Source organism: Turicimonas sp. TL08 (assembly GCF_054660695.1).
Genome location: NZ_BAAGDP010000016.1, coordinates 23,970 through 39,454, shown reverse-complemented (window position 1 = coordinate 39,454; position 15,485 = coordinate 23,970). Strand labels below are relative to the sequence as shown.

Genomic DNA, 15,485 nt, shown 5'->3' with positions numbered 1-15,485 from the left:
AGGCACGCCATCTTGCTCAGCTCAAAAACTGTTTCGATAAATTTGAATACGAAGAAAGTGGCTGTGTTTTAAGAGTCCGTGAAAATAGTTCCGTCGCCTGCTTCTATCAGAATACTCAACAAACTATGGGGCATTTTTATTGTCTTCAATAGTTATATCTTCAGAGACAGAAAAGAGCTTGCCTTTCATATTTTTCTGCTTTGACCAAAAACGAAATGCCTTAACACCAAAGATGGTTAAGGCATTTCCCAACTATCATTAATCATTTAGGAAGAAGGAGAGGAGACGAACTTGGGTCACAATTTCTTCTCTCTCAGATTATTCTCCTCATTGATGACCAGATAAGTATTTCTAGAAACCGGCTTATTTAAGAGTATTACTTCTCGCAATTCTGACGGCTCTATTGACTAGTTCTGATGCCTGTCCTAAATAATTAGTTGGTTCGAGGGCATACTCAATCTCTTTCTCATTCATATATTTTTTGATTTCTGGATCATTAACTAATACAGTCCGGAAGTCCGTATCTTTTGAAGTTTTCTTAATAGCTTGGACTACAAGACTATGAGCTTGTCCCAATCCTACTTTTGAAGCCAGAGACTGTTGGACAGCCTCAGCCATCACGAACTGTTTAGCGTCATTGAACCGAGCCTTCATAACTTCCGGTTTGACAATGATTTTGTCAAATAAACGATTTGCTCGATCCAGTGCTGTACTTGTAGTCATAAACATTTCCGGAATTGTTGACCATTCAGAAATCCAAGGAGCCCCCTGGCGTGTTTCTGATTGATTAAGCATTTCAAGTGCTCCGGAAGCACGAATCCGAGACATCGCAGCTAATCCTCCTAAGAACTCGCTTGCCCTCGGATTACGCTTCTGAGGCATAGTTGAGCTGGCGCCTCCCTCTCCTTCATTGACGCTGTTGTCTGCAGTGCGCGACCATAAATTGATATCTGTTGCAACTCTGCCTAATGTCCCGTTGATCAATGCTAAAACCTGAACTACCTCTGCATAATTATCTCGACTTGCGTTCCATGACATATCGGGAACCTTTAGTCCGAGATTTTTAAGAGCAGATTTTTGAATCTCCAAGGCCTTTGGTCCTAAAGAGCTTAAGGTTCCGACGGCTGATCCTAATTGGCCTACACGAGAGCGTTCTTTAGCTTCACGCATCCGGCTTAAATTTCTGTTCAATTCCGCCATGTAGGAAGCTGTAAGCATCCCAAACGTTGTGGGTATTGCATCTTGACCGTTGGTTCTAGAAACCATCGGAGTTGATTTATATTTTTCCGATAGGTCCGCCAACCTCAGAATAAGTTTAGTTAACTGTTTTTCTATTACGTCAATAGCATCCATCATCTGCAGAACGGTGGCGGTATCCATGACGTCCTGAGTCGTGCTGCCTAAATGAATATAGGCTTTAACTGTCGGATTCAAAGCTCTTAATTGTTTGACTAACCCGTCAACCGGGCGGCCAACTTTCCTTGTTGCCTCAGTTAATTTTTGAATATCTACGTTATCTAAAACACAGGCTTTAGAAATTTCTTGTGCCGCTTCTTCCGGAATCAATCCGTGTTTTGCTTGGGCGTTTGCTAATGCAGCCTCGAATTTCAACCAATAAGAAATAAGCCTCTGATCGTTATAAATTTCTCTCATTTCCTTTGTTCCGAACAGGCCTTCATAAATTTTTGAGTCAAACACACTCATGGTGTTTGAGGAAGAGCTTTGAGCCGTTGGCAAAGAAGGAGTTTCTGCGAAAGCCATGGAACTTAAAGCAATTGAAAACATAAGGGAAGAGATAAGTTTTAATTTCATGGTAAATCTCCAAATGATTGAGGATGATTTACTCTAAACTGACAAATAACATTCATAAAGTTCAATTCCTGAAGGATATGATTCCAAAATGGAACTAAAACCCAAACATCTTTCCGTCTTTTGTGCCGTCATTGAAACTGGGAGTATTGTTGCTGCGGCAGATAAAGTAGCTATGACTCCTTCCGCGGTCAGCCGAGTTATTGCCGACATCGAAGATAAAATAGGCAGTTCTCTTTTCAATAGAGTCAAAAAGCGTTTGGTTCCGAACTTTACGGGTTTGCACTTTTACAGAAAAGCAAGGGAGGGTTTAAGCCTTTGGAAAGAATTGGAGTCTTTTTCGCCGAACAATCAAGCAGAAGAACCAATAAGGGTGGCGATTTTAGCCAGACACGCAGCGCCTTTAATTCCACTATTAGTTGAAGAATTTAAAAAGTCCTATCCTGATTTTGAATCTTGTCGTTTGCATTTCGATGTTCACAATCACCGGGATTTTTATTTCTCAAAAATGAGCCATCCTTTTGACATAGGGTTTGGATGTTTGATTGGGCAACATTCGGACCTCGATATTTTACCGTTGGCTCATATTGGTCTTTATGCCTGGGGAACAAGAGAAATCTTTGAAGGGATAGATACTGAAGAAATAACCCCGGAGGAAGTCTATGACCGAAAGCCGATTCTTCTTCCATCCGACACAAAAATTGGATCTTTTTGCTTGAATGCTTTGCCGGATATCAAAGGCTCGTCCTCAACTTTAACGGTATCGAATACTGACCTGGCCTTATCAATGGCCGCAGAGGGTTTAGGTGTTCATGTCACAGATGCCTTGGCAGGAAATGAGGCTATTGGACTGGTCAGAAAGAAACTAAGAAGCTCATTGACAATTCCTTTTTCCTCTTTTACTCCCAAAGATTCAGATAAGAGCGAAATTGTCGAAGGGCTGCTTAATGCAATGAAAGCCGTCATACGTGTAAAGCTGGCGTGAATAGAGATTTTCTCCGAGAATCCGTTACAAGAATGAGATGAGTCGGTTGTTATTGCCGTTTTACAAGGTTTGCACTTTTCTAAATTGAATATCGTTGGCGTAGCTGTCGCGGTTTAGAGGTTTAATCAGATCGATAGTCCTCTGACACGTCCCTCTACTAATTAGTCATACAGATAGCTTTCCTTAAGTCGGATGCAAGATACTGTTAAATTCGGCAAACCTCCAAACCTTCCTTGCAAATAACTTCTTTGAAGGTCTCTCTCTGCTCCTAGACCTTTGAAATCAGTGACAGGATAAAGAGTCGTGGCGCCGTCAGATGCTCTGTCACAAATCCAAAACTCATCGCGTCTTAATAGATCTTCATCAATTAATTGGACATCGTGTGCTGTGAAGATTAATTGTTTTCGAGACAGTTCATCACATCCTTCTAAGAATTGAGCGATTAAGGACGATGTGAGTTTGGTGTGAAGACTTCTATCAATATCATCAATTACAAAGGTGATGGAATCGTCAGAAGGATTTGACTTGTCTAAGATATTGATTAAATTGAAGAGCCTTTTGGTGCCTGCAGACTCATCAGTAAACGAGAAAAGCTCTTCTTCTCCGCGGCAATTTTTATGAAGGACGAATAATTTCTCTACTTTGATCTCGGCACTCGCTGCGTGGCTTATCCTTATTGCCCCTTCTTTAGGATCCATGATGGTCAAGGAAGAATCCTTGCTTATACTCCCGGCGGGGCGTTCCATATCTTGAGAGAGATACTCAGAGAAGGGGACAGCTTTAATAGAACAAATCCCGGAGCCAAGCCCGTAAAGTCTTTCTCCTACTGAAGTTTCCTCTGTTTCCGATCTGGAAATGAATAGAGAGTCTGAGCCGATAATTTTCAGCGAATTTGAGAACCAATTGAAGACTGGTATTACTTTGTCAATATTAGCGGCGCCCAGAAGATTTAAAGACGGATAATTCTTTCGAAGAAAAGGAGTTAAGAACTTGATCGCATCTTCAGAGACGTCTTTCTTCAAAGGTTCTCCTACCGTCAGTCTTTCTGCTTTTCTCTCAAATAAGATCTTTTCCGTTCTTGTATTTTGAAAAGAAAGTTTTTCTTCCAAAATTTGCTTCTGGTTAAAAAGGATGGCATAGGAGTAGATACTGTTTTGCAGCATAAGGTCTACGGCAAATTTACTAAGTTCTGATTTAGTAGCTGGATCCAGTCGGAACCCATAAGGCTCAGATGACATAAAGTTTCTGCCTGGATCAACAATTAAGTTCTGAAGAAAAGAGAGAGCTTTTACGAAGTTAGATTTTCCGGAGGCGTTCGGACCAAAGATTCCTGTGACTGGTAAAAGATTTAGTCTAAATTTTTTAAATTTTGCGACGGTGCCGGAGTGGTTTCTTTCTTTATTGGCTTCCATGGTGAAGCTGACTTCATCTCTGAAAGACTTCCAATTTTTAATTGAAAAAGCGATAAGCATTCTTTTACCTCCGAACTTATTCCCTCATTGTGCCTTTAAGTAAAGAGTTTTCGAAAGAGGAGAATTAAGTATTGCTTTTTTCAATTTTAAGGGGGTTGAATCTGGAGCTTTCAGCTACAAAGTCTCTTCTGCACAACCTCTCCAACGAAAGGCCCTGGCTCTAGATTTTTTTCTCCTATCTCGGTTAATTTCTCTTCCTTCGGCATTGGATTTATCTTTGGTTACACAGGACGCCTACATCCTGCGGTTGAGACTTCACTCAATTTCTCTCTTAGGACTCAATTAAAAGTGAGAATTCTCAATTTTCTAATTAGGAAGCTTGTCTGATCTATAAAGTTTTAAAGAAAATTTTTATGGTGAGGGCCGTCCAGGACAACTCAGGTAAGGCTGCCGTTCGAATTTTCGCTGTCAATAAAACTTTTGAAGTCTATTCATTAAAAGTCTCAGTTATCTTTTTCAGGGAGAGCCGAAATGAGGGTACGGTGAAGATGCCGCCCAAACACAGCTTCTCTTCGACAAAAAAGTTCAAAAACATTGACTTTAAGAAAACTTGATTTAATAATTAACGTACTAACCAAGGAGTTTAAAATGACTGTTCTATCTCGCCGTAATTTTATGGTTGGTTCTTCAATAGCACTTTGTTCTTTACCTGCTATGGCTGCATCCGGAGAAGATAAATACGATGCTTCGGCTGACGTTGTTGTGGTTGGATTAGGAGGTGCTGGTGCTGCTGCGGCAATCACAGCTGCCGATAACAATGCTTCGGTAATCATACTTGAGAAGCAGCCTTTATCTTCTTTGCGTTCGAACACCAGAATGTCGGGTGGATGGGTTCACTGTCCCGATAAAGATGGAAATAAAGAAGAGCTAAGGAAATACTTCCGAGCTTTGTTTTCTGCAAAATACGATGATAAACCGTCAGTTGGTGAGGAGGACGATGTTTCTAACGGTATGGCGGAATATTGGGTTCAATATACGCCTGAGTTGGTAACTTGGCTTCAGTCTCTTGACCCAGAACTGAAAGGAAAGAAATTCAGCGGCCCGGCTCAGTATGTCAATTTCCCGGGCGCTAAAACTAGCTCCTATGCCTCTTTCCATTTAATGTATCCGGAAAGGATGGGCAAAACTTCATCGTATAACAAACCCAAGAGCGAAGCGACAGAGGGAGAAGCTCTTTGGCGCGCTTTGGAAAAAGGCATTGCTGATAGACAAGCAAAGATAAAAATCATGGACAGCGCGCCGGCTGTCGAGCTCATCACTGCTCCGGATGGAGAAGTGGTGGGAGTAATCGCCGAAAAAGATGGGAAACCTATTCGAGTTCAAGCGAAAAAAGGAGTTGTCCTTGCTTCAGGCGGATATGAGTATAGTGCTGAAATGAGAAAAGCTTTCTTACCGGGACCATCTGTGGAAGGATTTGCTTTCTACGGTACACCTTACAACGAAGGCGATGGTATACGCATGGGATTGAAAGCCGGCGCAGCGCTATCGAAGGTTTCTTCATGTGCGGCACGCATGATTTGGGCTCCTCCCGCTTATCACAAGGGCATGAGAATCGGTGTCACAACAGCCGGAGTGGGGTCGCCGGGTTCATTTGTTGTTAATGCTCTCGGGGATAGATTTATCGCTGAAAACAAGATCATGGGCGGTATTACCAATAACAGTGTCTACGAAAAAGCTTCCCAGCAGAATCTGGATACTATGACCTATGACAATATGCCCGCTTGGCAGATATTTGAAGAGAATATCTTCAAAACACGTCCTTTGGCAAACTTGACTCGTTCAACAGTCGGATACGGATTCGTTGATTACGGAGCGCCTGATAACAGCGATGCTCTGGAAAAAGGATGGATCTTGCAGGCTGATTCTATAGAGGGCCTGGCCAAAAAGATCGCCGATACTCCGGAAAATAAAGGCAGAATGAATCCGGAGAAACTAAGTAATGCCTTAAAGCGTTTCAACGAAATTAGCGCAGCGGGAAAGGACGAAGATTTTGGAAGAAATCCAAAGTCACTTAAACCGCTTGAAGGGCAAAAATTTTATGCCATCCCATTATTTGCCGGCGAATACCAAGGGAGGTCTCAAGACAAATGCTGAGCACCAAGTCATGGGTTGGGACAATAAGCCGATTAAAGGTTTATACGCTGCCGGTGAAATTGCTTGCGGCCTCAATAGAGGCGGAGCAATGCTGACCGATGCTTTGGTTTTTGGTCAAGTTGTTGGAAAAGAAGTCGCTCAGCAATAACAAGTTCTGTTTAGTTTTGCAACTTGCCAGCAGTATCCCAAGGAGCTACTTAAACAGGATCACCTAGTCCTTTACGAGGAAAGGTCTGCAAGGTCAGCTTGGACCTTTCTTCTTAAAACATCATAAGAAGGAGTGGTAGATTCAGAAGAACTCTGCTGGACAACTCAACCTCGTTAAATTAGTTTATTTAATAGTTTTTTTAGTTGGAAAGAAATTCGTATCTCCTTTAGCACCTGAAAAAAGACCGTTATATGTGCCGTCCTCTATTTTCTGTTTTAATGAAAAATGCTTGTAGAAAAGCTTCGTGACATATGGTGTCAGAAGTTGCTTCTCAATGAATTCTTCTTTGAGGCAGCCTTCATACTTAACCAGAATGTCTCGGTAAAGCTCAGGACTCAGTTCAAAAGCCTTTACACATCTTTCAATCAGGTAATCCGATGATGGCGTCGCTTTCTTTTGAATTTCGTAATAATTGAGAAATCCCAACAGAGCGGGATTATGAATTTGGCCGTCTTTATTCAGGAACCAAATCAGCATAAATACAGCACCTTTGGAATCAATCTGAAAATACTCCCTCAGCCAGCAAAGTAAAAGAGTAGGGGCCGAGCTCAATGTTGCCAAGGGATGCGCCAGTCTTTTGACGAGTCCTTGTGCGGTTTCTTTTCCTACCGGTTCAAATCCTCCGGCATAGACGCCGGTGACGTCTTTTCTGTAGTGGCCTAATGCTAAAGAAACGCTTTCGTGCATTTCTTCAGCCGACAGTTTTTTGAAGCTGACGTCAGCCTCAGCAACGGCTCTAAGAAAAGTTTGAGCAAAAGAATGCCGAAAACTGTAAACAGAGCCGTTAAAGTCTGCATTACAGATGCCGCAGCTCCTTGCGTTGGTAATAAGCTTGCGTGTTGCCGTCTCAAGATTATCTTCATTGGACTTTAGAGTGCGGAGTTCATTGATGGAAGCAAATTGCTGAATAATCTGCGCACACATAACTTGTGTTTCTTCATGAAGCAGAATAGTTCTCGGCCGTCCTCCCTTAGAACCGGACTTTGCTTTTATTTCCACTTTCCCGAGTGCGTCAAGATCTCGATGAAGGTATTGCTTAAGATGAATGCAATGATGAGGATCAAGTCCGCAGACTTCCTTATCTCGTAATCCAAAAGCGGCCATCGCCAGGAGTTGAATGCCAAAGAGTAAGTCACGGGTGAAGGCTCTTTTCAGGACATCAAAAATTTGCTCCGAACTCATAACGGTATTACGGCTCATCGGAGGTTTTCCTCTTACGACATCCGGAGCAAGCAATGTTAAATAAGCTCCGGAAGATCTAACCATTCCTTTTTTGCCGATCCATAACTCAAAAAATTTCAGCATGGAGACGGCATTTTCAACGTAGCGCACGATGGAACCGTGAGGTTCTTCTGATTCTTTTCTGGCCTGGATTTTTTCGTTAAGAAACCAGTGGATGTGTTTAGGTTTGAGATTCCTTGGATCAGCACCGAACTGATCATTAATCGCCTGAAAGAACTCGCGATAAAAAGACTTTCTTTTCTTGCTCGTTAAAATGGAACAATTCTTAGATTTAACTGCATGAAAAGAGTTGTAATAGGAGCAAAGTTCTTCGATGATGGTTTCCCAACGGTCCTTGCCTCTGGTAATACCCGGAAGACAAGATTGGTTTGGCGGAAAAAATCCTTTCCACTTTCTCCTGTGGTACTGATGAGTTTGAGTTCTTCGGTTGTTTTGTCTCTGCTGTTCTAAAAAATTCGGGTTCGTCATAAAAGATGGTGAGAGGCTCCGCCTCCCACGAAGCATTAGTTTGCACCGTCTGTGCGGCAATAATTTAAGTGAGTTTTCTCCGCTGTCAGCTCAACTAAGTTATCTGAACAGCTTTATCCGTGTATTTCTACTATCGGGGAAGAAGTAAGTACCGAATAAAGTCCCGGTACCGCTCGGCCCTATACTCAGTTCATTGTCCGATGAGTGTATAGCGAAGCATGAATCGATCTCGTCAAGGCAGGCTTTGACAATCCGTCTGATCGAAGAAGAAGCGGCTTTCCCGCTTACAGACTAATAAGGGGTGGAATATAAACGAAAAATTTCAGTCAGCTTCGGAAAAATAGTTAAAGGAATTTGCTGCCTGCTAGTTTTTTGTTTCTCAATTGCTAGCGCTGTTTATTAGAGCCAGGGCATGCTGAAACGTGGGCTGCGATGAAAATATTGCGCAGACGAAGCGGGGATATACCACTGTATGCTCTGGCCGAGAAAGGATTTTAGATGCTGAGGATGCAGTAGCAACGAGGCTTCGAAGTGCCTAAAGCACCACCGTTTTCGTTCAAGACTCAACTTTATGAAAGCGAAGTGGGGAAGAACGACTTGTGATTTTTGCAAGGATCAAGTTTTTCAACTCTGCAAAAACGGTAAAACGGATGCTTATCTCTCTCAGCTGGCAGAAGACGGCTGAGCGCAGACCGTGAGGTCAATTCCTAAAGTATTGAGGACAGCGATAACTGTTTGAAGTGTGGGATTGCCTTTGTCACTTAAAGAGCGGTACAGGCTTTCTCGACTTAAAGAGGTCTGGCGAGCAATGTCGCTCATGCCTTTGGCTTTAGCCGCGATTCCGATTGCATCGGCAATATGCTGTGGATCGCGACTTGAAAAAGCTTCAGAGAGAAAAGCAAGAATTGCTTCGTCACTTTTTAAGTATTCAGCAGGATCAAAAGGAGCGAATGTAATGGTCATGGTAATTCCTTTATTAATTCTTTTGCTTTCTTGATGTCTTCTCGTTGACTGGATTTATCTCCACCGGCAAGAAGAAATACAATTGTTTCATTGCGAACTGTATAGTAAATTCTGTAGCCGGAACCGAATTTCAGACGCATCTCAGAAACACCTTCGCCGACAGACTTATGGTCTCCAAAGTTGCCTTGGATCACTCGGCTTAAGCGGTCAACAATGCGACCTTGGATTACAGGGTCTTTTATTTTTTCAAACCACGAATCAAACAAAGATGATTTAATAACTTGCATCATGGATAAAATTGTAGCATATAAGCTACACGAGGCATCATGTTGCTTACACCAAAGGGCAGCTTCTTACAGCAGATGAAAGTTATTTTTGTAAACAATTTCTTCATTCAGTGCAGGGCCATGCGTTGGTTTAAAAATTGATTGGACAAGCCTCGAACTGAGGATCTATCAAAAATTCTCAGGCCTTAAAGTCACCTTTGCTTCCTATACTGTTTTCTACAGTGGCTATCTAGGGAAAATCTTTTCAGTTGTTCTTTCAGAACAAAAGGCTTTCTGCTGCGTTATTTTCTTAGACCACTTTCCTAAAATTTTCTAGCCTTTAACAAGTATTCCAAAAACAACAAGAGGTCCCAAAGGACCTCTTGAGTAAAGCTACATTAAAAGATTAGAGCTTAGATACTTGAATACCGCAAAGTCTGCCGAATGTGAAGATGTCGCAGATAGCGTTTCCGCCAAGTCGGTTGGTTCCATGAATACCGCCGGTAACTTCACCTACAGCATATAAGCCGTCAATCGGTTTGCCGTATCTGTCAATAACTTGGCTGTGCGGATTAATGACAACGCCGCCCATGGTATGGTGAACGCTCATGCCTGAATAACCGGCCCAGAACGGAGCTTTTTCAATTTTGGTCAGGTTGCGCGGAGCTTTGCCTAACTTGTCTTTCTGAGCATCGACACCGGCATTAAATTCATCAATTGTTGCTCTCAAAGCCTTAGGATCTACGCCCATTTTCTGAGCCAACTCTTCAATAGTATTGGCTGTCCAAGCATCGCCCGTTTCCAGACCTTTCTTGGCCATGTCTTGGTGTCCTGGGTTCAAATCGCCGAAGCCTCTGGAGTCAACGATGGCATAGCCGGTTTGTTTCGGAAGGCCGAGAACGGCGTCACGAATATTGTCGCGTCTTTCGTCTTCACGAATAAATCTCTTGCCGTCCGGACCAACCATAATGAAGTTCTTTGCATACAAGTGAAGAATGATTCTCTGTTTTCTTCCCGGAGGGCAGCCTGGATTGCACTGGATGAAATCCATACCAACGGTGTCGGCACCGATATCTTGCATCAACGGAATCAAATCGCCGGTAGAGCATGGCAGGTTGGTTGTTGTGAGATTCAGCATGCGAGGATCATATTTGGCACGCATCTGAGGATTTGCACCGTAACCTCCGGTGGCAACGACAACAGCCGTGTTAGCTTTGACTGTCTTGTGATTTCCGTCTTTGTCAACATATTCTGCGCCGATGACTTTACCGGACAGTTGGTTTTCACGGAATAAGCGGACAACTCGGGAATTGGTAAGGATCTGAACACCTGCTTTGTCGCACTGAGGCTTGAGAACTTTGATGTAGTCACTGCCTAAAGAACCGAAAGGTGCGTGGCAGCGTGGATAAAGACCGCCGTAAATTTGGTAGACGTCATCTTTGAACTTCATACCCATGTCCTGAAGCCACTTAACGGCGTCATAGGAGTTTGCGGTCATGGTCTTAACGAGTTCAGGATTGGCGCGTCCGTCGCCGCCGGCTAAAGTTTGTTCGGCATGCAGTTCTGGGCTGTCCTGAATATTCTGTTTCTTCTGACGAACAGGGTCTACGGAGTTGAAACCGCCGCCGGAAATAGAAGTATTGCCTCCTACGAACGGCATTTTTTCAAGAATAAGAATGTTCTTGACGCCGTTTTGAGATGCGGATACAGCTGTGGCTAAGCCTGCACCGCCTGCACCGATAACTAAAAGGTCGGCGGTCTGATCCCATTTCTGAGGGGCTGCATCAGCTGCATGAACAGCAGAGGGCAAAGCAATTGAAGTAAGAAGACCGGCTGCGGTGCTTCCTAAAAAACTTCTGCGTGATAATTTTGACATTTGTTTTCTCCTTGGAAGGTTTGATACCTTAAGGAGAATGCTACAGAATAGCTTTTCTTCCGTTGACACCTCATGTGGTATTGATTTTTGAATTAGTTTGTGCTAATAGCTGATTCTGCTGCGATCATTCCATAAGTTAATGCATCACAAATGCCGTTGCCGCCGATTCGATTGTTTCCGTGAATTCCTCCGGTGCATTCTCCTGCCGCATAAAGACCAGAAATAACTTCTCCTTGCGCGTCAAGACATTGCGCCCTTGAATTGATTTTCAGGCCGCCCATGGTGTAATGAATTGACATGGAGGTTCGAGCCGCCCAGAAAGGCGGCTGGATAATCGGGTGATTGACGGTACCTTCAATAGCTTTATTGTAGGCGTTGACTGCGTTTTTTAGATTTTCCCCGGGAACACCCATTTTTAAAGCCAGCTCGTCAAGAGTTTCACCTTTAAAGGCGTCTCCTGTTTCAATTCCTCGAATGGCATCCCTTCTCATCAGAAGGTCATAGGATTCAAAACCATCGTTGTCGATGACGGAAAAACACATTTTTCCGGGTTGCGCGAGCACAGCTTCTTTAAGGAGATCTCGTCTGGCGCCTTCATCAGTAAATCGATTGCCTTCGGAATTGACTAAGATGAAGCGGGAGACATCATTATGAAATCTGACTCGTATTTTGCCTGTCGGATGGACGCCCGGCAGGCATTGGATATTTTCCATCTGGATGAGTTCGCATCCGACTTTCTCGGCTGCTAATAAAAGCTCCCCTGTTGAACCGGGTCCCGTGTTATGGGTTAGATGGGATAGGCGTGGGTCATATTTTGTGACAAGGTCTGGATTAGAGCCGAATCCTCCTCCGGAAAGAATAACGGCATTCTTGACCCGAAGAGTGACCTGTTTGTTGTTTGCGTCAAGATACTGCAGTCCCGAGAGTCTCCCGCTTTTGTCGCGAATGAGTGCGGTTACTTGACAGTTTTTTCTAATTTCCGCTCCTCGTTCCATAGCTTTTTCACTGAGCGTATTGATGTAGCCAAGTCCGTTGGGAAGGCTTGGGATATGACATCTTGGAAAGTGAGAGCCATAGATTTCAATGACGGAATTCTGAAATTGGACACCTTGGGACTCAATCCATTTCAACATTCTCGGAGCATTTCTAACCAGAGTTCGGATAAGTTCCGGATCTCCTCGACAATCTCCTTTAACGTAAATGTCTTGAAAGTGTTTTTCCTCACTGTCGATAATCTGAAGAGGTGTTTGTCTTTTCGGATCAACTACTCCCAAGTAGCCGCCGCTAATTAAGGTGTTGCCGCCGATTTTGCTCTGCTTTTCCAGAACAATGATTTTTCCCTTATAAAGTTCGGAGGCACGGGCGGCCGCTGCCAGTCCTGCTCCTCCGGCACCGACAATAACGATGCCTGCTTCTTCTGTTCTATTGAAGAAAGAGGCAAAGGAAGAAGCGGGAAGGAAGGGAGAGGCTGCGCCTAATGCGTAAAGGAACTTTCTTCTAATCATTTCACGGAGTCCTTTCCGATTTGACGTAAAAAATCGGTGAGTTCAACGATAGTCCGAACCTGAAGTTTTTCTAAGATGGAAGAACGGTATTTCTTAACGGAGTTCTCAGAAATATCTAAGTCAATGGCAATGACTTTATTGGCTGTTCCGTTTGCAACCATCGGAGCTATATCTTTTTCCCGTTCTGTCAATTGTTCGTATAGTTCCAGCATATTGTCATGCTCGATATTCTTTTGTCGGGAAAGAATATTCTTCTCAACTGCATTCTTGACAGCTTCCTGAAGTCTTTCGTCATTAGCCGGCTTAACTAAAAAATCTACTGCTCCTTTCTTTAAGGCGGATACCGCCATATCAATATCGCCGTGGCCGGTTAAGAATATGATCGGCAGATCAATATTCTTTTCCATCATTAATGACTGAAGTTCCATTCCGTTGAGTCCGGGCATACGGATATCCAAAATGATGCATCCTGGTCTTTCCGAGTCATCTTTAGAGAGAAATTCTTCAGCAGAAAGATATTGTGCTGTTTGCCAGCCTTCCATTCTCAACAGAAAGCTTTCGCTTCCTAGGACCATCTCGTCATCATCGATAAGACGTATTAACGGTGTGAGCTTTTTATAGGTTTTCATTTTTGTTGCTTGGGAAAAGTTATAAAGATCTGAAGGCCTTGAGGTTCAAGCTGTTCAAAATCGATTCTGGCTCGGTATTTTTCAGCGATGGCCAGGATAATGCTGAGTCCTAGTCCAAGCCCGTCCGGTTTCACGGATTCTTGGAGAGCAGATTTCATTTTTTCTAATTGCTCGGAGGAAATTCGAGGACCGTTATCCTTTACCGATACGATTGCTTGAGTCTCCGAATTTTCGACGGCGCATATGATACTTCCGTTCTCACCTAATGATTCTGCTGCTTCGGCGGCATTCTTAAGCAGATTGAATATGAGTAATTCAATTTCTAAAGGATCGGCTTCGATCTGCGGATTTGAATTGAGATTAGAGGAAATCTTAAGCTGGCTCGGTGCAAAAGCCTTGATGGAATCAATTGCTTTTTGGGCGCAATCTTTGAGCGAAATAACAGAGAGCTGATCTTTTGAGGACTTGCTGTAGCTTCTGACTTTTTCGACGATATCCCCAGCGCGTCTGATCCCGCGGTCTATTTCTCTGACTGCCTCGTGAAGGATCTCATCCGAATTATTGGTCTTGCTTAGGTATTTTGAGAGACCTTTAGCGTAGTTGGCAACTGAAGAAATGGGCTGTTTAAGTTCATGAGCAAGAACTGAAGATATTTGAGAGACCATGCCTCTTTTCTCTAATTGCGTTAACCTTTTCAGCCGTTTCTTGGCAATTTCTGACATGGCATCACGCTGGGAAATAGCAGTGCGAAGTTCTTCCGTGCGTTTGAATACCAATTGGTTGACACGAATGATATGGAAAAGCAGTCCGCAGATAAGCAGAAATACCAGAAACAGCTCTTTTTGAAAGCGTTTCGCTAAGGCTAGCAGAGAGACTTCCTTGTCGGAGTAAGGACCCAGTTTTAAATTTTCAAACAGTTTTTGAACGCCAAGAAAATCACTGGCAATGCTCCAATCTGATTTGGTTAATTCTTTCGGCATTGTAAGGAGTGAGATCGTGAGAGCTCTTACTATCTCCGGCTCTGCCTTCGGGAAAGACGAAAAGACAACGTCCGGAAATAACTCTGTAGATGTTTTACATGCAAAATCCGTTGGTTTGAGTCCTATTAACTTGAAGTTGTCAGGATTAATGCGCCGATTCTTTGCCAATTGTTCAAATTCGCAGGTCGGAATAATAGCGACATCCGCCTTGTGGCTTAACAAGTAACTCAATGGTCCAGGGGAACTGTAATTGGTAAAAAGAATCTCTGAAAAGAACTTTTCTGTGTTGAAGCCATGGGAAGTAATTTCATGAAGGCCGCTGAGCCAACCGGCTAAAGCAGAACTCTCATAGGAAACCGCTTTTCTCCCCAAGAGAGAACCGACATCATTTCCTGGAAAGTTTTTGGTCGTCACAAAAAGAGAGCCGACGGAACGTGATGGATTCTTAGAAAACTCCGGTTTTCGAGTAACGATTTGTCTTAGTCCTGTTGGAAGCATATGAGCCGCAAAGAAACCGCTGGGAGATATAAGAAAATCAAATGGCTTTTTGTTTAAGTCTTCGGGTGAAATATTGAGATTAATTTCTTCAGTAGAGAATCGAATTTCCGGGTGTTTTTTGCGAAGGTATTCCATGGTTGGGCCGAAACAGTCCAAATAGAAGAAAGGATCCTCTAGTTGAACCACGCCTATTTTGACATGCTGTTTACTTACAGTGTCAGAAGGACGAGCTTCAGAACAGACCAAGACAGTGCTGCAGAGGATAGCAGCCGCAAAAAACATCAATTTTCTCAGAAAATCGTCTGGAAGCATCTTGTTGTCTACGGATTTTAGTCTTGGGAATTGTGGTTAAGTCCATGACTATAAGTGTAGTGGAGGTTCCATGAACAGATATAGCCCTATTGGAATAATTCCGTAGAGCCCGGTAGGTTTTACGGAAATCAATTGGTTAGAGTGATTTCCTTGTTTCTTCTTTTGTCAATCAAAGTTT

General features: G+C 43.2%; 11 protein-coding genes and 1 pseudogene. 3 read left to right on the top strand and 9 right to left on the bottom strand.

Going from position 1 to position 15,485, the window contains the following annotated elements; genetic code table 11:
* Positions 1-363: 363 nt before the first annotated feature.
* On the bottom strand, positions 364-1,812 hold the full coding sequence (locus ACYQ4O_RS09020; protein ID WP_304703226.1) for a class-II fumarase/aspartase family protein: 1,449 nt from the start codon (positions 1,810-1,812) through the stop codon (positions 364-366).
* Between the two features lie 88 nt (positions 1,813-1,900).
* On the opposite strand from ACYQ4O_RS09020, the gene ACYQ4O_RS09015 reads away from it, so the two are divergent.
* On the top strand, positions 1,901-2,794 hold the full coding sequence (locus tag ACYQ4O_RS09015; RefSeq protein WP_304703225.1) for a LysR family transcriptional regulator: 894 nt from the start codon (positions 1,901-1,903) through the stop codon (positions 2,792-2,794).
* A 161-nt stretch (positions 2,795-2,955) separates the two neighbouring features.
* Here ACYQ4O_RS09015 and ACYQ4O_RS09010 read toward each other — a convergent pair whose 3' ends face one another.
* Positions 2,956-4,266, bottom strand: a complete 1,311-nt coding sequence (locus tag ACYQ4O_RS09010; RefSeq protein ID WP_304703224.1) for an AAA family ATPase — start codon at positions 4,264-4,266, stop codon at positions 2,956-2,958.
* Between the two features lie 588 nt (positions 4,267-4,854).
* On the opposite strand from ACYQ4O_RS09010, the pseudogene ACYQ4O_RS09005 reads away from it, so the two are divergent.
* Both ACYQ4O_RS09005 and ACYQ4O_RS09000 read left to right on the top strand, forming a co-directional pair.
* A pseudogene (locus ACYQ4O_RS09005) lies at positions 4,855-6,364 on the top strand (FAD-binding protein); the annotation flags it as partial.
* A gap of 6 nt (positions 6,365-6,370) precedes the next feature.
* Positions 6,371-6,508, top strand: a complete 138-nt coding sequence (locus ACYQ4O_RS09000; RefSeq protein ID WP_460175401.1) for a hypothetical protein — start codon at positions 6,371-6,373, stop codon at positions 6,506-6,508.
* Positions 6,509-6,691: 183 nt separating this feature from the next.
* Here ACYQ4O_RS09000 and ACYQ4O_RS08995 read toward each other — a convergent pair whose 3' ends face one another.
* The 7 genes from ACYQ4O_RS08995 to ACYQ4O_RS08965 all read right to left on the bottom strand — a co-directional run bounded on the left by ACYQ4O_RS08995 (position 6,692) and on the right by ACYQ4O_RS08965 (position 15,277).
* A complete protein-coding gene (locus ACYQ4O_RS08995) occupies positions 6,692-8,278 on the bottom strand; it encodes a site-specific integrase (protein WP_304703254.1) in 1,587 nt (528 codons plus the stop codon).
* Between the two features lie 663 nt (positions 8,279-8,941).
* Complete coding sequence (locus tag ACYQ4O_RS08990) at positions 8,942-9,241, bottom strand: addiction module antidote protein (protein WP_066591333.1); 300 nt, start codon at positions 9,239-9,241, stop codon at positions 8,942-8,944.
* Positions 9,238-9,531 carry a type II toxin-antitoxin system RelE/ParE family toxin gene (locus tag ACYQ4O_RS08985; RefSeq protein ID WP_281523534.1) on the bottom strand — a complete coding sequence of 98 codons (294 nt, stop codon included), beginning with the start codon at positions 9,529-9,531 and terminating at the stop codon, positions 9,238-9,240. The genes ACYQ4O_RS08990 and ACYQ4O_RS08985 overlap by 4 nt, the downstream gene beginning before the upstream one ends.
* A 382-nt stretch (positions 9,532-9,913) precedes the next feature.
* Positions 9,914-11,383: an FAD-dependent oxidoreductase gene (locus tag ACYQ4O_RS08980; protein ID WP_304703253.1), complete on the bottom strand. Its 1,470-nt coding sequence runs from the start codon at positions 11,381-11,383 to the stop codon at positions 9,914-9,916.
* A gap of 92 nt (positions 11,384-11,475) precedes the next feature.
* Complete coding sequence (locus ACYQ4O_RS08975) at positions 11,476-12,888, bottom strand: FAD-dependent oxidoreductase (RefSeq protein ID WP_460175389.1); 1,413 nt, start codon at positions 12,886-12,888, stop codon at positions 11,476-11,478.
* Positions 12,885-13,517, bottom strand: a complete 633-nt coding sequence (locus ACYQ4O_RS08970; RefSeq protein ID WP_066591345.1) for a response regulator transcription factor — start codon at positions 13,515-13,517, stop codon at positions 12,885-12,887. Before ACYQ4O_RS08970 ends, ACYQ4O_RS08975 begins: the two co-directional genes overlap by 4 nt.
* Positions 13,514-15,277, bottom strand: a complete 1,764-nt coding sequence (locus tag ACYQ4O_RS08965; RefSeq protein WP_460175388.1) for an ATP-binding protein — start codon at positions 15,275-15,277, stop codon at positions 13,514-13,516. The genes ACYQ4O_RS08970 and ACYQ4O_RS08965 overlap by 4 nt, the downstream gene beginning before the upstream one ends.
* Between the last annotated feature and the right edge of the window lie 208 nt (positions 15,278-15,485).

Excerpts from the sequence above, each read along its gene's own strand:
- ACYQ4O_RS09010 (WP_304703224.1), bottom strand. The coding sequence starts at position 4,266 with ATGCTTATCGCTTTTTCAATTAAAAATTGGAAGTCTTTCAGAGATGAA.
- ACYQ4O_RS08995 (WP_304703254.1), bottom strand. The coding sequence starts at position 8,278 with ATGACGAACCCGAATTTTTTAGAACAGCAGAGACAAAACAACCGAAGA.
- ACYQ4O_RS09000 (WP_460175401.1), top strand. The coding sequence starts at position 6,371 with ATGGGTTGGGACAATAAGCCGATTAAAGGTTTATACGCTGCCGGTGAA.
- ACYQ4O_RS09020 (WP_304703226.1), bottom strand. The coding sequence starts at position 1,812 with ATGAAATTAAAACTTATCTCTTCCCTTATGTTTTCAATTGCTTTAAGT.
- ACYQ4O_RS08965 (WP_460175388.1), bottom strand. The coding sequence starts at position 15,277 with ATGTTTTTTGCGGCTGCTATCCTCTGCAGCACTGTCTTGGTCTGTTCT.
- ACYQ4O_RS08990 (WP_066591333.1), bottom strand. The coding sequence starts at position 9,241 with ATGACCATTACATTCGCTCCTTTTGATCCTGCTGAATACTTAAAAAGT.
- ACYQ4O_RS08985 (WP_281523534.1), bottom strand. The coding sequence starts at position 9,531 with ATGATGCAAGTTATTAAATCATCTTTGTTTGATTCGTGGTTTGAAAAA.
- ACYQ4O_RS09015 (WP_304703225.1), top strand. The coding sequence starts at position 1,901 with ATGGAACTAAAACCCAAACATCTTTCCGTCTTTTGTGCCGTCATTGAA.
- ACYQ4O_RS08975 (WP_460175389.1), bottom strand. The coding sequence starts at position 12,888 with ATGATTAGAAGAAAGTTCCTTTACGCATTAGGCGCAGCCTCTCCCTTC.
- ACYQ4O_RS08970 (WP_066591345.1), bottom strand. The coding sequence starts at position 13,517 with ATGAAAACCTATAAAAAGCTCACACCGTTAATACGTCTTATCGATGAT.
- ACYQ4O_RS08980 (WP_304703253.1), bottom strand. The coding sequence starts at position 11,383 with ATGTCAAAATTATCACGCAGAAGTTTTTTAGGAAGCACCGCAGCCGGT.